The sequence below is a fragment of the Variovorax sp. 05T418 genome (assembly GCF_056396385.1).
Window position 1 is genome coordinate 1 of record NZ_JBFTLJ010000018.1, and the last position, 17,952, is coordinate 17,952.

The following is a 17,952-nucleotide window of genomic DNA, read 5'->3' on the forward strand; positions in this document are numbered from 1 at the left end:
TCGCCGGCTCGCCTTCTCTGGGTCTTGCTCGCTCTTCATGGTGTGCACCATCTCCTCTTAGCGCACACCTCCAAGCGGGTCTGCGATTCGGGTCAGATGCTTCCCGCAGCTTGCACATCAGGCAAGGACGGCCTTCGTCGGACTATTACTATTCCGGAAGCTTTGCCCACGGATGATCCGGACGGGTACGGTACCGCTTCTGGACAGATTTCATTACCGCGGCCTTCAGGCTCAAAGTCGTTCGATCCATTCGATGCTTCGGAAAGAGTGGTGCGCCGAGTCGGTGCGGCGCCAAGGCTCAGAGGTACAGTCGCGGAACTAGGCGCCTAGGCACACGCCACCCGTCAACGGCAAGCGCGCGTTCTTCGCCCGTCTAGGAAATGCCTTTAATACGGCCCCTCTTCGTAGGCAATCGATTCGCTGAAGGCAAAAATATCTGGAGAAATGGGCGAGCTCCGCTCCTCGAGCACATGACCGACCAGCCCTGCACAGCGGCTCACCACAGCGACCGCGCGCATTGCCTCCACAGGGAAGTCGATCTCGTGCAAGATCGCGCCGAGTGCGCCAGTCGCGTTCAGGACAATCCGCTTGCCCGCGTCGGCATCGATCTCTTCACTCAACGTCTGCAGCAAGGCGATGTAGTCGCCCTTCACGCCGGCCGCTTCAGCCACCTTGAACAGCCGCGCCGCACGCGGGTCCACACTCTTGTAGTTGGCGTGACCGAAGCCGGGGACACGGCGCTTCGATTGACGAAACTTGGCGACGAGACTCTTCGCCCATTCGCGCTTGTCGCCTGCAAAGGACATGCCTTCGCTCAACACCCGGCCTGCGCCCACCATCGTACCCGCGTATCGATTGCCGACCATCAATGCACCCGCTGCCAGCGAGATCTGAACGTCATCGGGATTAGAGTCAGCAACGATGCGAGCCACGAGTGCGCTGGGCGTCAGGCCATGGTCCATCAGGACAAGTAATGCCGCGTCCAGAACCTTGCGCTGCGTCGCGGTCGGCACTCGGCCAGTAACGACCAAGTAGAAGCCTTCGGTAAAGCTCAGTTCGCCGACGACTTCACTTAGTGTGTCTTTGCCGCGAATCCGAAGCCGCGCGGTGTCATTAAGGTGGGTTCCAATTCGTGTCTTCGTCATGATTGATTTCCTGAAGTTCTATGTCTCATCCGCCAATTTTTTAGCCGCCGGACTGAATCTTCGCGATGACTTCGTCGGCATAGCCGAGTGCGCGAAACACCTCGTCGGAGTGTTCGCCGAGATCGGGGGCGGGCTGCAACGGTTGGTCCTCCCGCTGGCCGTCGTAAAGAACCGGCCTGCGAATCATCTTCTGCGGACCGTGCACGGCGTGTTCGGCCTTCGCGAAGGTCTTTAGGTGCTTCACCTGTACGTCGTCCATGACTTCTGGAAGCGTCAGCACAGGTGCATGCGGCACGTCGTTCTCGACAAGGCGAGCCAACCAATGGTCACGCGGCTGCGTCTTCGACGTACGGTTTAGTTCAATGGCAAGTTCTTCATAGTTGTCCAGCCGCTGTGCTCGCTCAGCGAAGCGCGGGTCCGTCGCCAGGTCCTCGCGCTCAAGGGCCTTGAGCAAGCCCACCCAGAACTTTTGAGGCGAGGACATGTGCACGGCCACCAAGGATCCATCTTGGCAGCGTAGGGCGTAAGACTGCGACGCGCGCACTCGCATCAAAGGATCCGGCTTGACACCCGCCATCGTGAAATTGGCGAAGGGATCGCTGATGAACGCCATCGTCGACTCCAGCATGTTCAGCTGCAGCGTACGGGGCTTGCCTGTGCGTTCCCGTTCGAACAGTGCGCCGAGGATCCCGTAGCTGGCATACATGCCCGTCAGGTTGTCCGCAATCGAGGGCCCGGTTATTTGCGCATCGGCACCAAGCAAGAGGCTGGAGATGCCGCTCAGCGCTTGTCCCACCGCATCATAGGCAGGCCGATCAGCGTACGGGCCTGACTCGCCAAAACCTGTGATGGAGCAAACGATCAGGCGAGGGTTGACCTCCCGCAGCTGATCCACGCCGAGCCCGAGCCGCTCCATCACACCAGAGCGGAAGTTCACTATCAGCACGTCAGCGCTTTCTATCAACTTCAGGAACGCTTCTTTCCCCAACGCACCTTTCAGGTTGAGCGTGACCCCTTTTTTGTTGCGGTTGTACGTGGCGAAGTAGGGGCTGTAAGTGCCACCGCGGAAAGATCGGAAGGGGTCGCCATCCTTCGGGTTTTCCACCTTGATCACCTCGGCGCCTAGATCCGCCAACAGTGTGCCGGCCAGCGGCCCCGTGATCATCGCCGTGAGTTCGACGATTCGCACGCCGGTCAGGGGCGAGGTTGGGTTCTTGTCCATTTTTCCTTCCACGTCGTTGCAACACCAAATGCTGCATGCTAGGATGCATCATTCAACTACCTTTGTCAACAAACCTACTTGCCATGGATCTCCTTTCGACAAATGTTTCGATTCCCATCGGTTCAGACCGCATGGACGCGTACTTCACCCGACCTGCCCAAGCCAGCGGCTCCATCGTTTTGATCCAGGAGATCTTCGGTGTCACGCCCGCGATGCGTTCGATCGCGGACGACCTTGCCGGAGCGGGCTATGCAGTTGTTGTGCCGGACATCTACTGGCGGCTGGCACGTAATTTGGACTTGGGCAACGGCGAGGACGCCAACGAGCGCCAAGCGGCCGTGGACTACTCCCTGCGCTACGACGAGGTCACGGGAGTGTTGGATCTGACTGCTTGCGCCGACTGGCTACAGGCAGAACAGGCGGCAGAGCAACGGCCCATCGCGGTCGGCTTTTGCCTGGGCGGCCGAATGGCGGTTCGCTTGGCCGCTGCCACACCACTGTCCGGGATGATTTCCATGTACGGGGTAGGCTTGAACAAGCTGGGCGATCTGATCCAGGCGATCAGATGTCCTGTGCAGTTCCACTTCGGAACGAACGACAACCACAACCCTGTCGACGTCATCCAAGCCGTCCGCGACGAAGTCGCCAAGCGCGGACGGGCCAACGACGAGTTCCATACCTACGAGGGCGCCGAGCATGCCTTCTTCAACCGGCTTCGAGCGGATCGCTTCAATCCAGGCGCACACGAACTCGCGAGAAGTCGAGCACTGCGCTTTGCGGCCAGCCGCTTTGCCGAAGCGGTACCCAGGGACTCACGAGCATGATCGAATCCCTATTGCCATACGCGGTCAACGAGCTCAAGGGCCGAACTGCACTAGTGACAGGAGCGGCACAAGGCATTGGCCTGGCAATTGCGCAGCGCTTGGGCGCCGCCGGCGCCAGTCTCGTCCTGGTGGATGTCGCAGCACACGAACTCCAGCAGGTGACCACGCACTTGCGGGAACGTGGTGGCAGCGTTATTGCCAAGGTAATGGACATCGCTGACCGGCCAAGTGCCCAGGCGCTGCGGGCGGAGCTGGTCGAAGCAGCTTCCGGGATAGACATCCTGATCAATAACGCAGCGATAGGTCCTGAGCGCAATGATCCAGCCTATCTCGTGGCGAAGCCAAAATTCTGGTCCACCCCGGATGCGCTATGGCTTGAGATGCTGCGGGTCAACGTCTTTGGAGCTCAACTGCTCAGCACAGTGTTCGCGCCGGACATGATGCAACGGGGCTGGGGGCGCATTATCAATGTCTCGACCAGTCTGGACACGATGTATCGCCAGGGCATCGGCCCCTATGGGCCTTGCAAAGCCGCACTGGAGGCGTCATCGCGCATCATGTTCCAGGATTTGGATGGAACTGGCGTCACCGTCAACGTGCTACTCCCCGGTGGACCAGTGAACTCCCGCATGGTGCCGGCGGACTGCGGCATAGAACCCGGAGACCTGATTCAACCCGAGAAGCTCGCTGAACCGGTGCTCTGGCTGTGTTCGAACGAAGCAAATGACGTCACTGGCTTGAGGCTCGTGGCGAGGCACTGGGACTTGGCGCTCTCGGTCCAGGAACGCCTCACCGCAGCAACCGCGCCGATTGCCTGGCCACAGTTGGGCGCGCAATCGCACATCCCGGCGGCCAAGGCCTGATCCGCGGGAACCGTGCAGCCTGATTGCTTGGTCTGCGAACAACGCAGGCTCAATCTGCACTCGTCACCGTGCGCCGGGATGGGGGCGCGTGGCGCTACACCCTTTGCTGGGACTGCTCGCTTCCAAGCGTACCGATTGAGGCTGGGGGAGATCCGTCAGAAGAATTGACCGGCGAGGGCTCTTGATTTTTCTTTTCGTCCCCCGCTGCGCGCTCCTCGTTCGCTAGAAGCGAACGAAACGAGGCAGCGCGATAACAGGCTGCACACATGCTTATTCGGGCGTGAGGGTGATGTGGATCGCGTCCCGCCCGTCGGTCACCTCTCGCCCAAGCGTGCGCACCGCCTCAGTGCCGTTTTCCATTCCAAAAGAATGCGTGCACAGCGGCCGTAGCGCCTCACCGGCATGCTTGATGATGTCGATCGCCAATTCAGTCGATTCCCACCCCGCACTCAGCACCCCGACAAGCTGAATCTCCCGCAACACTGCTTTGTCGATCGGAAACCCGTCGAGCGGCTTGTTCGCTTTGAGACCGGCCAGCACGATTCGCCCGCCGCGCTTGACCATGTCCACACCCTGGATGATCGGCGCCATCGATCCCGCCGACACGTCAAGGACCACATCGGCCAATCGTCCACCGGTAATTTCGATCACGCGCTCCACTGGATCTTCTTTATCGACATCGATGACCGCCGTAGCGCCAAGCTGGAGGGCCAGATCCAAACGGCCGCGGTCAGACGATGTCCCGGTCACAATGATCTGCGAGGCGCCTGCCCTACGTGCAGCCACAGCAGCCAGCAGCCCCCGCTGCCCTGGACCAGCGATCACGACCGTCTTTCCGAGCGCCGCGCCGCCCACCTCGTACACCCAACGGATTGCATTGGACAAGGGATTGACCAAGGTCATCAGGTCGGTGGCGACGTCCGTGGGTAGCTTGTGCACCATCGTCTTCGGATGCAGATACACATGACTCGCGTAGCCGCCCCACAGCGACGGCGCGGAGTGGATATTCTGGTACAGGCCATACCCCAAGTCGGACTGACACCGCGTGTACTCGCCCGCTATGCAATCTGCACAGTGCCCGCAAGGGATGATCGGCTCGACCGCGACACGGTCGCCTTCTCGCACACGCCAGCGCTTGGCCGCAGTGGGCCCGATGCGCTCGATGAACCCCATGATTTCGTGGCCGGGGACGATCGGCATGCCTCCACCCCAATCGCCGAGGTGACCGAGCCATTGCTCATAATCGGTGCCGCACAGACCACAGGCTTCGACCCGCAACACCGCGTCGTCGTCGCCGATCTCGGGCATGGGGAATTCACGCAACTGGAGGTTCTTGGGTGACTCCAGCACCAACGCTCTTGCGCCACTCATAGTTCTTTCTCCTGCCTCTCAGAGACATCACATTGATCTTCAATCAACACCAAGCCATCTTTCGAGAACGGAAGCGCTTTCTGGATCGCTCTCTTGGCTTCCCGCAATTCGCGAGGGCTGTTGATGGCCGCCGCTGCTACCAAGTGTCCTTCTTGCACAAAGAAGTCGATGAAGCCGTTGTCACTCGCATTAATCTTTCGGTACTGCTGCGCGCCTGGGGGCACGATGCCCAACAACTGAAAGTTGATGTCGAACTGGTCGGACCAGAACCACGGCAGTTCTCTAGTGGCGGGCTCGACGCCCAGCATCGCCTTCGCAGCTGCCACCCCTTGATCCTGCGCGTTCTTCCAAGATTCGAGGCGCCCCCTGCCCTGTCCCAGCGGCTGGTCGGTCACGTCACCGCAGGCAAATACTCTGGGGTCTGAAGTCCGGCAGTGCTCGTCGACCACGATGCCGTTGCCAACGTCCAGCCCGCAGGACCGTGCAAGTTCGTCGTTCGGTACCGCACCGATGCCTACGAGCACTACCGTAGCAGGCACGATCGAACCGTCATCGAGCTCAACCCCTTGAATCTTTCCATTTCCCGCGAAGCGTTTGAGGCGAGCGCCCAGCCGAATGTCCACGCCGCGACTCACGTGCTGTTCCAGGAAATACTTGCTGAGCGACGGAGGAAGCGAGCGTCCGCAGAGTTGATTGGAAGCCTCGAGCACCGTGACATGGGCGCCGCGCGCTCGCAGACCTGAGGCAACTTCCAGCCCGATCCAGCCGCCGCCCACAACAACCAGTTGGATGGCGGTTCCGAGGTTGGCGCGAATGGCCAGGCAGTCGTCGATCGTCCGCAGGTAATACACCCCCTGCAGCTCAGCACCCTCGCAGATCAATTGCCGAGGTCGAGATCCTGTTGCCAGAAGCAGCTGGTCGAAGTGGAACGACTTTCCGTCCCGGCAAACAACCTGACCGGAGGTCCGGTCGACTCGCTCGACCTGATTCCCAAGCTCCACTTGAATTCCCAGCTCCGCGAGGCGCTCGTGCGACCACAGTTGACATGCACCGGGTCCCAGCTCGCCGAGCAAGACTTGCTTTGACAGGGGCGGACGTTCGTAGGGAAGATGGCTTTCATCGCCGATCATCAGCACTGAGCCCGTGAAGCCTGAATCGCGCAACGTCTTGGCTGCCCAGCCACCGGACTGCCCGGCCCCGATGATCACGATGTCGTTGATTTTGGACATGTTCGCGGCCGACTAGAGGTGAAGGAAGATCTTGTTGTCGACCACCGTGACGGGATACGTCTCCAGATCAGACTCCGCGGGCGGGCCCATGCATTTGCCAGTGCGGATGTTGAACACGGCGCCATGTAAGGGGCACTCGATGGTTTCGCCTTCCACGAAGCCGTCGGACATCAGAGCGTAGGCGTGCGGACAGACGTTGTCGGTTGCGAAGAACTCGTCATCGACCCGGTAGATCGCAATCTTTTTGCCCTGGCCTTCATAGGCGTACGGAGCGTCGTGCGTGACCTTGTCGCATGCGGTGATAAGTTGAAGCGTCATGACGACAAGCGACTAGGCGGCAGCGGGCTCGGCGGTGTCGCCAGGCATCAGTTCGCCGTGATGACGTTCCAGGAACTCGTCCATCTCCCCCAGCTCGGAAACGACGTCTAGCGGCACGACCGCGTAGGCGCTGCCATCCTTGACGATCTCGCGGAACTTCGCGAGGCTCTCTTCGGACTTGACGTACTCGAGCAGGCGGCGGCGGCTGCGGACGATCGCGATGTCGGTCGGGAGCAGGAACTCTTTCTCGCGATCGACGATGCGGCCTTCGGTCCCCGGGAGGGCCAGCATGCCCTCCTGCATGGCACGATCTTGGTCATTGAGGCCATGAATGCCGGACGGGCTCGACAGGCTGGCCCCCTTGCGGTCGATCATGTAGTTGTTGCGTTGATTCCGAACGGGAACGAACGTGTCAATGATGGCGCCCGTGTTCAGGTGATACGGTTCATAAACACTGTCCGGAGGAAAGGCCAGCCCTTTGCCAATGTAGTCCAGGAAAGCTTCGGGAAGATCGCCCTTGAGGTAGTAGTTGAAGTCCCAGGTGTAGGTGTTGTGGTCATCAATCGGAATGAAGGCGCGGCCACCCACGGGGAAGTCTGCACTGGGGATGGAACTGAAGCACGGGGCCATGAACTGAGAGACGCGCCAATAGAAATTCTCGTCAGCGTTGCGGCGCGCGATGCCGATGACGCCGATGGACGTATCCTTGGCGAACAGCTTGGGCGTGATGTCAATCGCCGAATACGGACGGTGCACCGGAGAGGTCGCCATCGTGGCCGGATTCGTGTGGAGGATCGAGACGTGCGAGCTGTCCAGTTCGCCTTCCATACCCTGCAGCCAGTTGGACTCCTGGATCCACACCGTCGCATTGCGCTGCGACTTCGGCAGATCGATCCACGGAAATTGGGGAAGCGATGGGGGTTCGCCGCTGCCCATGAACACCCACACGATGTCGGCTTTCTCCTGTGCCTTGTAAGCGGTCAGCTTGACCTTCTTGCAGATCGATTGGTCGGCCGCGTTCTTCATCTCCAGGCAGTCGCCAGAGGCGTTGTAGAGCCATCCGTGGTAGTTGCATCGGATGCCTTCCTGCTCTACCCGTCCGTAAAAAAGCGGTGCGAGTCGGTGGGCGCAGTTGGCCTGAACGATGCCGACCTCACCCTTGCCGTTGCGGAAAGCGACGAGCTCTTCGCCGAGTAGCTTCAGGCGCACGGGCGCACAGCCGGGCTCGGGCAGCTGAGATGAAAGCATAGCGGGCAACCAAACGGAGCGGAACAATTCACCGACCGGCGTTCCTTTGCTCACGTGGGACAGTACATCGAGTTTGTTGACGTGTGCCATGGTGTGTTTCCTTATCGAGACTCGAGTCAAAGGGTGAGGAAGCCGCCGTCAACCGGGAGAATGACACCGGTCACAAAGGAAGCAAGGTGCGAAGCCAGAAAGACGGCAGGGCCTGCCATCTCGTCTGCGCGACCAGCGCGCTTCATCGGTGTGTGCGACATGACGAACGCGACGCGGTCGGGATTGGCCCGAGAGACGGCGGTTTGCGGGGTTTCGATAAAGCCCGGTGCGATAGCGTTGACGCGCACGCCATGCTGGGCCAGGTCTACCGCCAGCGATTTGGTCAGCATCGCCACCCCGCCCTTGCTGGCGGCATAGGCCGTAGTGAAGTTCGGGGCTGCGGTGAAGGATTGGATCGACGCCAAATTGATGATGTTGCCCTTGGTGCGCTTGAGCTGATCCAGAAAAGCCGTGATTCCGTACATGATCCCGTCCAGGTTCACCGCCATGACCTCACGCCAAGTGCCAAAGTGGCTTTCCTCGCCGAACTGACCGCGGCGATGGATGCCCGCGTTGTTCACGAGAATGGACGCGTCGCCGGCCAGCTCGTGGACACGAGCCGCCACCTGCTTCGCTTGGTCGGGATCGGAGACGTCCCAAAGCACTGACCATGCGGTCCCTCCCTGCTGCGTGATTAGCGCGGCGGTCTCTTCGGTGGTCTGCATATTCACGTCGGCGACCACCACCTTCGCGCCCGCTGCGGCAAGGCCGATGGCGATTTCGCGTCCCATCCCTTGACCCGCTCCGGTCACCACAGCCACTTGTCCGTCCAGCAGCGGGCTGCCGTTGAATTCGATCATCTGATAGCTCCTGATTCTCAATCGAAAGATGTTCAGATCGTCAGCCACTGACGATGGACGCGCTCTGCGTCAGCCTTGAAATCGGCGATGGAGAGCGTCTCCACGACCTTTCCTTTGGACATCACCAAGATGCGGTCCGAGATGCTCTCGGTGAGATTCAGGTTCTGCTCGACAAGCAGGACCGCGACCCCTTCGGACTTCAGCAACTTGACCACGTCGCCGATCTGCTGGACCACCATGGGTGCCAGACCCTGTGTCGGCTCGTCGAGCATCAGAACTTTGACGTCCGTCACCAAAGCTCGCGCAATCGCTAGCATCTGCTGCTCACCGCCAGAAAGGGCGTGCCCGGCGTTCTTGATGCGGCGTTGGAGGTTGGGAAACAGGTCGAGCACCCGCTCTTCGGTCCAGGTTTTTGGCTTGCTGCGCTGGCCCACGCGCAGGTTCTCAAGGACCGTCAGCGCCGGGAATATTTGCCTGCCTTCGGGCACGTATCCAATGCCCGCCCTCACCATTTCGTGCGCTGGCTTGCGACTCAGATCGAGGCCATCGAGCGAAACCGTGCCGGAAGACGCCTGCACGATGCCCATGACGGTCTTGAGCGTCGTGGTCTTACCCACGCCGTTTCGCCCGATGATTGCGGTCACTTCACCCTTCGGCACCTGAAAGTCGACGCCGAAGAGAACCTTGCCGGATCCATAGCCGCCTTCCAGGCGATCAAGTTTAAGCATGTGCCACCCCCAGATACGCGCGCTGCACCGCCGGATCGTTTCGCACCGCCTCCGGTTTGCCATCGGCGATCTTGCGCCCCTGATCCAGTACGACGATGCGGTCCGCAACGCCGAACACGACCTCCAGATCGTGTTCCACCAGCAGCACCGCGATGGGTGCGTCCTCCAGTAACGACTTGAGCAATCTCACCGTCGCGCGGGTCTCTTCGACCGACATGCCTTGCGTGGGCTCGTCCAGAAGAACCAGCTTTGGCTGAAGCGCCAGGGCCGTCGCGATCTCCAGCAGCCGTTGATCACCATGAGATAGCTCGCCGGCGGTGCGGTCTGCACAATCAGTCAGACGAACTCGAGCGAGCCACTCCATCGCCGCTGCCTCAGTCTTCTCTGCAAAAGCCTTCGACGCCATCGGCCTGAGCCGCCCGGGAGATCTGGCTTGAACGGCCAGTCGGACGTTTTCCAGGACCGTCAGCTGCGGAAACAAGCAGGTAATCTGGTACGTACGACTGAGGCCCCTCTGAGCCAGGTCATACGCGGAAAGGTGTTCGACACTTTCACCAGCGAAGCGCACGGCTCCAGCGGTCTTCTTTACCGCGCCTGCAATCAGGTTGAACACGGTGCTCTTACCCGCCCCGTTCGGACCGATGAGTGCGACCACCTCGCCTGCATCAACGGTGAGGCTCACGTCATCGACCGTCGTGACCGCTCCCCAGCGCTTGGTAAGACCAGAACATTCAAGAAGCGGCATGTTTCTCTCCAGCGGGGGGTGCGCGGCGTTGCGAAATCTTGGCGGCGAGCGAAGTTTTGATGCCCCACAGGCCCTTGGGCGCGGCAATGACAACGACGATGAACAGCAACCCCATGACCAATGGCCAACTGTCGGTCACTGCGCTCAACTGGTGGTGAGCAAGAACGATCAAGGCGGCTCCGATCATCGGGCCGATCAAGGTGCCCGTTCCGCCAAGGATGACGGCGATGATGACGTGTCCCGACAGCATCCAATGCAATATCTCCGGGGAGACGAACAGCAGGAACCCTGCATGCAGCGCCCCCGCCACGCCCGCGAGTGCGCCGGACACGACGAATGCGACGATGCGCAAGGTCCGCGGCACATAACCGATGGCGCTGGCGCGCCGCTCGTTTTCACGAACGCCGACGATGGCTCTACCCATCGCGGAGTTCATGAAGCCTCGGGCCAACCAGTACATCGCAAACACGACGATCAGAACAAGCCAGAAGAAGCCATCGCGGGACATGAATCCCTCGAACCCGAACGGGCCTGCATTGCGCGCAAAGCCGGTCAGCCCATCCGAACCGCCGGTCAGCGTGTTCCACTTGAAAACAATTGCATAGCCGAGTTGCGCAAACGCCAACGTCAGCATCGCGAAGGCGACGCCGCTAGCCCGTGTGCTTAACCATCCGATCGGGATGGAAAGCAGCGTTGCAACAAGCACGGCAGCGGCAATCGCGAAAGGCAACTGCCAGCCAGCCAGCAGCGCAAATGCACAGGCGTACGCGCCGACACCGTACGGCAGAACATGGCCGAAGGAAAACATTCGGGCATAGCCCATTTGCACGTCCAGGCTCATAGCAAACAGCGCAAAGATCAGTATTTCCGTCAACAGCGTGACTTGGTAGCTCTGGAGAGCGAACGGGGCCGCCGCCAGCATGGCGACGACAGGAACGGCGTACTTCATCACTCTTCTTCTCCAAACAAGCCACCCGGGCGATAAAGCAGAACGCCAATCATCAGGAGGTAGGTAACCACCAGCGAGAGGTCGGGAAAGTAGAAGTTGCCGAACGACTGTGTTGTGGCGACCAGCAGGCTGCCGACAGCGGATCCGAGAAAGCTGCCCATACCCCCGATCATCACGATGACGAACGATTCGATGATGGCCGCGCTGCCCATGCCGATGTAACCCGTGATGAGCGGGACGGCAAGGAAACCACCCAATCCAGCAAAGCCGCAACCCACGGCGAAGGTCAACGTGCGGATGGTCCCGACATTGATACCTAGTGCCTGTGTCATTTCTGCGTTTTGCGAGATCGACCGGATGAGCAGGCCCAGTCGAGACCTCAAGATGACGATCGCAAGGATGCCCAAAGCGGTCAACCCGAAAACAATCAGGAAAACGCGGTAGAGGGGAAAAGGCTCATCCATGACGAACACCACCCCAGCGAGCGCTTCCGGCAGTTGGACGTCGCGGCTGTTTGATCCCCACCCAAGACGCATGGATTCGGTGAGCACCAGACTCAGCCCGAACGTGATCAGAAGGAAGCTGCTCGCGTCGCGCTTATAAAGGTGACGCAGAAGCCCCGATTCAAAAATGGCCCCAACGGCCGCAGCACTCAGTGCCGCAAGCAGAAGTCCGGCCCAGAAGTTGCCGGCCCATTGGGCCGCCGAAATACCGACGTAAGCGCCAAACATGTACATCGCCCCGTGGGCAAAGTTCATGATGCGCATGATGCCGAAAATCAGCGTCAAGCCCACCGTGAGCATCGCGAGAAGCGATGCAAGGGATAGCGTGTTCAGCCCAAGGTTGAGCCAAAGTTGCAACACACTCATAGTGCGTCTTTCGTGAGGTTTGATGTTCTAGCGACGGGCTCAGCGGTCAACGCTCGCGTCAAAACGTGTCTTTGCGGCAGGCCGGAATGACTGCCTCTGAGCTGAACGTTTCGATGATCTTGGGGAGTGGGTAACTCGCATCGGTGCTCTTCTCCAGACGCGCAATAAAGACGCTTTGCTCGCCTTGCTGGTCGCAGCCCCGCAACTTCACCCGCCCCTTGACCGACTCGATCTCCAGGTCGACCAGGGCTTTCCTGACTGTCATCGCGTCGACGGACTTGGCACGTCGCACCCCTTCTGCAAGCATGCTCAAGCCTTGCCAGGTCTCGCCGTCGTACGTGTCCGGAATTTCGCTGTACTCGGCCTTGAACAGACGGACGAACTCCTTGTTCGCGGCGGTGTCGTACGAATAGTTGTATTGGCTCACGCCATACAACCCTACGCCGGCATCGCCTAGCGGTCGCGTATTCAACAGATCCAGGACCTCGGTCACGATTTGCATCTGCTCGCCCAGCCGGTATTGGCCAGCCTGCTTGAGGAAGGCGGTGGCGTCGTCGCCGCTCATGGCGACGTAAAGCACTTCCGGCTTGGCTTGACGGATGCGAGCGATGTAGCTGGAGTAATCCTTGGTGCCCAGGGGCGTCAGCACGCTTCCCACCGTTTGCTTGCCCAGGCCGCCTATGAGCTGCTCGAACGTCGAAAGACTGTTCTTCCCCCAGGCATAGTCCTGGGCGATGGTGAAGAACTTCATCTTGGGCGACTTGGCGAACCAGAGCGAGATCGCGCGGGCACGCATGGGACCGGAAGTGCAAGTGCGAAAAGCGTTGGGGACGAAGTTCTGCGCCGTCAGCGAACCAACACCGCTGATGCCGGCCAAGTACAAGGCGTTCCAATCTGCGAGGCGCGGCATGATGGCCAGGGACTCGCCGCTGGAGATGACGCCCGTGATCAACTTGACACCGCGGCCTTCGATCAGTTCAGAGGTCTTGCGTACGCACGCAGCGGGGTCCCCCTGCGTGTCTTCGAAAAAGAACTCGACCTGACGACCATCGATGCCGCCTTTGGCGTTTACCGTCTTCGCGAACAGTCGGCACGTGCGCTGGATCTGCGATCCAAGAGCCGACCAGTTCCCCGTGACGCCCGTCGGCACACCGATTCGCACTGCCTCCTTTGTTTGCGCCCACGCGGGCTGAAAAGTAGCCGCCAAACCTGCGCCTGCAGCGCCGGCCAAGAACCCTCTGCGATCGATAACCATGGTGTGCTCCTTGTGATTGCGAGGCAATGCTATATTCGCCATATACATCTGTCAACTAGGGTAGTTGAGGAATACAAGAGGCACTTTGATGGCGCGGAGCATGCCTTTCTGGTGCACTCACACTTAGACACACCCGCAACCTGGACTCACGCGCATGACTTTGCCTTCCGCCCCTTCTCGACCGATCTACATGGACTACATGGCGACGACCCCAACCGACCCGCGAGTTGTCGCCGCACTCCTTCCTTACCTCGGTGAGCACTTCGGAAATCCTGCCTCGCGCAGTCATGTCTACGGATGGGAGGCAGAAAGTGCAGTGGAGACGGCGCGTGGCCACGTTGCGAGTCTCTTAGGAGCGGATCCGCGGGAGATCGTTTGGACCTCTGGCGCTACCGAAGGCAACAACCTCGCCATCAAAGGTGCTGCCCACTTTTACAGCGGCAAGGGCAAGCACATCGTCACGCAAAAGACGGAGCACAAGGCTGTTCTGGACACGTGCAGAGAATTGGAGCGTGAAGGGTTCACGGTCACATACCTCGACGTTGAGAGCGACGGACGCGTAGGCATCGATTCGCTGCGAGAGGCCCTGCGCGGCGACACGATTCTGGTGTCCATCATGTTGGTCAACAACGAGATCGGCGTGATCAACCCAGTCGAGGAGATTGCACAGCTGTGCCGCGAGCGCGGCATCGTCTACCACTGCGACGCGGTACAGGGGGCGGGAAAGATTCCGATCGACCTCAGCACATTCAACGCCGACCTGTTGACCGTGACCGCACACAAGGTCTACGGTCCCAAGGGCATCGGGGCGCTGTACGTGCGTCGCAAGCCGCGGATTCGCATCGAGGCGCAGATCCACGGTGGGGGTCATGAGCGCGGGATGCGCTCCGGCACCCTGCCGACTCACCAGATCGTCGGTATGGGCGAGGCCTTCCGCTTGGCGAAGATTGAAATGGAGGCAGAGTCCGCGCGCGTGAGGCAGTTGCGGGATAGGCTCAGCGCAGGCCTGACCCAAATGGAGGAGGTGTATGTCAACGGCAGTCTTGAGCACCGGGTGCCGCACAACCTCAACATGAGCTTCAACTACGTCGAAGGGGAGTCGCTCATCATGGGAATGAAGGACATCGCAGTGTCGTCGGGTTCCGCCTGCACTTCAGCTTCTCTGGAGCCATCCTTCGTGCTTCGCGCTCTGGGACGCAGCGACGAACTTGCCCACAGCTCCATTCGCTTCACGCTTGGACGGTTCACAACAGAGTCTGAGATCGATGCGGTGATCCGGCAAGTCACGGAAACCGTGGCGAGGCTTCGCCTGCTGAGTCCGCTGTGGGATATGTACAAGGAAGGGGTCGACATCTCATCGATTCAATGGGCTGCGCATTGACACGGTCACAGGTCGAGATCACGGTGCGGCTCACTCTCAGTGTCGCTTGTCAACGCTGGCCAGGAGATCGCGCTGCCGTCCGAAGGCGTGGTGGCCGACGACCTAGCCCACGGGTGCTTGCGTCGCATCCTGCCGGACTGCCATGGAGAGTCGGTGTCGGGCATACGGGCCGACTGGAACCCGGCTGCTGCCGGCCAACACGCTGCGGTTCATCGAATTACTGCGGAGCGGTTGGCGCATCCACGCACCGATAAATGAACCGATGTGCCGACGGCTTCTCCTGCCCGATGTTGCGGGCGTGGTTGTCGGGGATGCGCATCGCCAAGTTCAGCACGTCACATCATGAACTCGATCGTCTTTCCGTGTGGATTGGTCATCCGAGCAGGCGCCGTCCGAAGCCTGTCAAGGGCCCAGTCGCACCCTGTCGCCGATGTCGGCGGACGAACGGCGAGCAGTGGGATGCTTCTAGTTCCGACGGGATGAAGCTTCCAAGAGGCTGAACCCAAGGGCTCGCATGCTCTGCTCACGCACGTTCTCGCCATGCAAACACCGGATGGCGAACAACATTCGGCCCCTCTTCACAACAGGTCTGTCAGTTCGCCGGGCCACAACTGCGCGCTGTGAAGAATTCGCAGGACGCGAACGCAATCCTTTCCAACCCGATAGGCCACGATGTACGGTGTGCGGCGAACGACCAGTTCGCGCGTCCCTTCGACGCGCCCTGGACGCCCGCCTTCTGGAAACTGCAATAGCACCAGCACTTGCGTGGCGATGCGCTCGTCCACTGCAATCGCCGCGCGCGGATCGTCTTGTTCGATGAAGTCGAAAATCCGCCCCCGGTCATCCATCGCCAACGGCGACCACTCCAGCCTCACGCCTTACCCACCCGCTTTGAGCAGTGCAGCTGCGCGGCGTTTGGCGAAATGCGCTTCAACTTTCTCGTGTGGGACGGCGGGACGCGGATCATCCAAGGCCTCCTGCACCTTGGCCCGGAACCACGCGTCATGGGCCGCAGCGTCAACGGTAAAACCCGCCGGCAATGCGCCCTCCTTGGCCACACGTGTCAGAACGATCCTCATCACGTCCGAGACGGTCAGGCCGATGTTGTCGAGCACTGCGGTGGCGCGCTCTTTCACGTCAGCGTCGATGCGGGTCTGTACTAGTGCGTTTGCGACCATGGCGGGCCTCCAAGTCAGAGAACAACAGATTTATTGTAATTCATTTGAATGACAGTGCAACATGCATCGGCGCAGCGCCTGATTGGCCTGGACGCCGCAGAGGCGGTCTCAGTTCGCTGCTTGGCCTCTTCCCGCTGCCCAAGCCCCGACGCGGCCACTTCAGGCTCACGAACAGACTCGTCGACGAAGCCAGGTCCCAGTTGTTGGTCGCTGGCTGCGGCGTGTGGTCCAGGGCCACTTCAACTACCATACCGTACGGGCAATGTTGACCCCTTGGACGCGCTCTGCCAGGACGTGCTTGGGCGTGGCTATATGCGCTACGGCGGCGAGCGCAGCGTGGACGAATGCCCTGGGTTCAGGCGTTTGGTCGAACGCTAGCTCCCGCGGGCTCGAGTGCTCACCCGCATCCGTAATAACGCTTTACGTCATGACTCAAGGCAGGAGCCGTATGCGGTAGTGGCCGCACGTACGGATCTGTGTGGAGGGCGGGGAGCAATCCCGGTCCCTACCGCGACCAAGAGAAGCAGCCGACACCGCGAACGCTCGACTCAAGTTCAAGTGTTCCCCGACGCAGGCAAAGAAAGACGAGTCGCAGCATTTCTGCTGCAACCCATGATTTGTAGACGGAACTCGAACCCGCGCGCTCCAGCGTGACAGGCAGATGGTCGCTGACCTAAATCATCTAAAAACGCTTCCAACTTGCCAAAGCAGTGCACACGCGCTGCACACGGAGGCCCCTAAGTAGTTGATTTATCTCAGGTTTCCGATTTATCCATCATGGGCGCGACGGAAACGACTTTTTCTTTCAAATTCAACAGCTTGGCGCTTTCGTTCATACAGATGGCCTTCAGCTGTAGTTTCTCATGCAGCGGCCGCCCGGGCGAGGTTCACCGCCCCATCAGGCGCCGCGCGATGTAGCTCGCAGCATCCACCAGCGCGACCAGCACGATCATGGCCAGCAGCACCGCGCTGGTCTCGCGCATCTGGAACAGGCCCAGGTGGAAGGCCAGCATCTGGCCCAGTCCGCCGGCGCCGACCACGCCCAGCACGGCCGCGGCGCGGATGTTGTTCTCCCACCGGTAGAGCGCATAGCTCATCAGTTGCGGCAGCACCTGCGGCAGCGTCGCATAGAGGAACACCCGCCCTTCCGGCACGCCGCGCACGCGCAGCGCAAAGGCGGGGCCCTGGGCCGCGTTCTCGATGCTTTCGGCGAACAGGCGGCCCAGCACGCCGGAGGTGTGCACCGCCAGCGCCAACGTGCCCGCGAAAGGCCCGAGGCCGGCCGCTATCAGCAGCAGCGCGGCCCACATCAGTTCCGGCACGCTGCGCAAGGCATTGAGCAGCAGCCGCGTGGGGCCGCGCCAGCGCGCCGGGTCGCCGGCGTGCAGCTTGCTCGCGGGCAGCGCGAGCAGCAGGCCGGCCACCACGGCCAGCAAGGTGCCGACCACCGACATCGCCAGCGTCTCGAGCGCGGCCGGCAGCAGCTTCTGCAGGAAGGCCGCACCAAGGGCCGGCTTGGCGAGCTCGCCGGCGAAGCGGCCCATGCGGGCCAGCGAATCGATCGAGAAGAAGCGCGCCCACTGCAGGTCGAGCGACCAGAAGCTCGCGACCACCAGCGCCGCCAAGGCAGCGACCATCCAGCAGGCGCGGCAGCGCGCATCGAACAGCGGCGGCGGCAGCCGGTAGACCTCGTTGGCGGCGGATGATTGCGGTTCGGTCTTGGGCATGGCGAGGAGG

Annotated in this window: 18 protein-coding genes; 3 read left to right on the forward strand and 15 right to left on the reverse strand. The window is 60.8% G+C overall.

Annotated features, from left to right (window positions below; translation table 11 throughout):
• Positions 1 to 386 precede the first annotated feature (386 nt).
• Positions 387 to 1,145 carry a citryl-CoA lyase gene (locus AC1DMS_RS27040; RefSeq protein WP_478181970.1) on the reverse strand — a complete coding sequence of 253 codons (759 nt, stop codon included), beginning with the start codon at positions 1,143 to 1,145 and terminating at the stop codon, positions 387 to 389.
• Between the two features lie 40 nt (positions 1,146 to 1,185).
• Entirely contained in the window at positions 1,186 to 2,367 is a 1,182-nt protein-coding gene (locus AC1DMS_RS27045) for a CaiB/BaiF CoA transferase family protein (protein WP_478181971.1), read from the reverse strand.
• A gap of 83 nt (positions 2,368 to 2,450) precedes the next feature.
• On the opposite strand from AC1DMS_RS27045, the gene AC1DMS_RS27050 reads away from it, so the two are divergent.
• Both AC1DMS_RS27050 and AC1DMS_RS27055 read left to right on the forward strand, forming a co-directional pair.
• A complete protein-coding gene (locus AC1DMS_RS27050; RefSeq protein WP_478181972.1) occupies positions 2,451 to 3,191 on the forward strand; it encodes a dienelactone hydrolase family protein in 741 nt (246 codons plus the stop codon).
• Positions 3,188 to 4,054, forward strand: a complete 867-nt coding sequence (locus tag AC1DMS_RS27055; RefSeq protein ID WP_478181973.1) for an SDR family NAD(P)-dependent oxidoreductase — start codon at positions 3,188 to 3,190, stop codon at positions 4,052 to 4,054. Before AC1DMS_RS27050 ends, AC1DMS_RS27055 begins: the two co-directional genes overlap by 4 nt.
• Positions 4,055 to 4,324: 270 nt before the next feature.
• Here the strand turns inward: AC1DMS_RS27055 and AC1DMS_RS27060 are convergent, their stop codons facing one another.
• The 10 genes from AC1DMS_RS27060 to AC1DMS_RS27105 are packed head-to-tail and all read right to left on the reverse strand — an operon-like array spanning position 4,325 to position 13,656.
• A complete protein-coding gene (locus AC1DMS_RS27060; RefSeq protein ID WP_478181974.1) occupies positions 4,325 to 5,425 on the reverse strand; it encodes a zinc-dependent alcohol dehydrogenase in 1,101 nt (366 codons plus the stop codon).
• Entirely contained in the window at positions 5,422 to 6,654 is a 1,233-nt protein-coding gene (locus tag AC1DMS_RS27065; RefSeq protein WP_478181975.1) for an NAD(P)/FAD-dependent oxidoreductase, read from the reverse strand. Before AC1DMS_RS27065 ends, AC1DMS_RS27060 begins: the two co-directional genes overlap by 4 nt.
• Positions 6,655 to 6,666: 12 nt before the next feature.
• On the reverse strand, positions 6,667 to 6,972 hold the full coding sequence (locus AC1DMS_RS27070; protein ID WP_478181976.1) for a non-heme iron oxygenase ferredoxin subunit: 306 nt from the start codon (positions 6,970 to 6,972) through the stop codon (positions 6,667 to 6,669).
• 12 nt (positions 6,973 to 6,984) lie between these two features.
• Positions 6,985 to 8,310 (reverse strand): Rieske 2Fe-2S domain-containing protein, encoded by a 1,326-nt coding sequence (locus tag AC1DMS_RS27075; protein ID WP_478181977.1) that lies wholly within the window; start codon positions 8,308 to 8,310, stop codon positions 6,985 to 6,987.
• Positions 8,311 to 8,336: 26 nt separating this feature from the next.
• On the reverse strand, positions 8,337 to 9,110 hold the full coding sequence (locus AC1DMS_RS27080) for an SDR family NAD(P)-dependent oxidoreductase (RefSeq protein WP_478181978.1): 774 nt from the start codon (positions 9,108 to 9,110) through the stop codon (positions 8,337 to 8,339).
• 32 nt (positions 9,111 to 9,142) lie between these two features.
• A complete protein-coding gene (locus AC1DMS_RS27085) occupies positions 9,143 to 9,838 on the reverse strand; it encodes an ABC transporter ATP-binding protein (RefSeq protein WP_478181979.1) in 696 nt (231 codons plus the stop codon).
• On the reverse strand, positions 9,831 to 10,583 hold the full coding sequence (locus tag AC1DMS_RS27090; protein ID WP_478181980.1) for an ABC transporter ATP-binding protein: 753 nt from the start codon (positions 10,581 to 10,583) through the stop codon (positions 9,831 to 9,833). Before AC1DMS_RS27090 ends, AC1DMS_RS27085 begins: the two co-directional genes overlap by 8 nt.
• Positions 10,570 to 11,532, reverse strand: coding sequence for a branched-chain amino acid ABC transporter permease (locus tag AC1DMS_RS27095; protein ID WP_478181981.1), 963 nt, complete (start codon positions 11,530 to 11,532; stop codon positions 10,570 to 10,572). Before AC1DMS_RS27095 ends, AC1DMS_RS27090 begins: the two co-directional genes overlap by 14 nt.
• Entirely contained in the window at positions 11,532 to 12,401 is an 870-nt protein-coding gene (locus AC1DMS_RS27100; RefSeq protein WP_478181982.1) for a branched-chain amino acid ABC transporter permease, read from the reverse strand. Before AC1DMS_RS27100 ends, AC1DMS_RS27095 begins: the two co-directional genes overlap by 1 nt.
• Before the next feature lie 58 nt (positions 12,402 to 12,459).
• Positions 12,460 to 13,656, reverse strand: coding sequence for an ABC transporter substrate-binding protein (locus AC1DMS_RS27105; protein WP_478181983.1), 1,197 nt, complete (start codon positions 13,654 to 13,656; stop codon positions 12,460 to 12,462).
• A gap of 154 nt (positions 13,657 to 13,810) precedes the next feature.
• Between AC1DMS_RS27105 and AC1DMS_RS27110 the strand changes: the two genes are divergently transcribed.
• Positions 13,811 to 15,037, forward strand: a complete 1,227-nt coding sequence (locus tag AC1DMS_RS27110) for an IscS subfamily cysteine desulfurase (protein ID WP_478181984.1) — start codon at positions 13,811 to 13,813, stop codon at positions 15,035 to 15,037.
• Positions 15,038 to 15,615: 578 nt separating this feature from the next.
• Here the strand turns inward: AC1DMS_RS27110 and AC1DMS_RS27115 are convergent.
• From AC1DMS_RS27115 to phnE, 3 genes are all read right to left on the reverse strand, one after another.
• Positions 15,616 to 15,912: a type II toxin-antitoxin system RelE/ParE family toxin gene (locus tag AC1DMS_RS27115; protein ID WP_478181985.1), complete on the reverse strand. Its 297-nt coding sequence runs from the start codon at positions 15,910 to 15,912 to the stop codon at positions 15,616 to 15,618.
• Between the two features lie 3 nt (positions 15,913 to 15,915).
• Positions 15,916 to 16,215: a type II toxin-antitoxin system RelB family antitoxin gene (relB, locus tag AC1DMS_RS27120; protein ID WP_478181986.1), complete on the reverse strand. Its 300-nt coding sequence runs from the start codon at positions 16,213 to 16,215 to the stop codon at positions 15,916 to 15,918.
• Between the two features lie 887 nt (positions 16,216 to 17,102).
• A complete protein-coding gene (gene phnE, locus AC1DMS_RS27125; protein WP_478181987.1) occupies positions 17,103 to 17,942 on the reverse strand; it encodes a phosphonate ABC transporter, permease protein PhnE in 840 nt (279 codons plus the stop codon).
• Positions 17,943 to 17,952 lie beyond the last annotated feature (10 nt).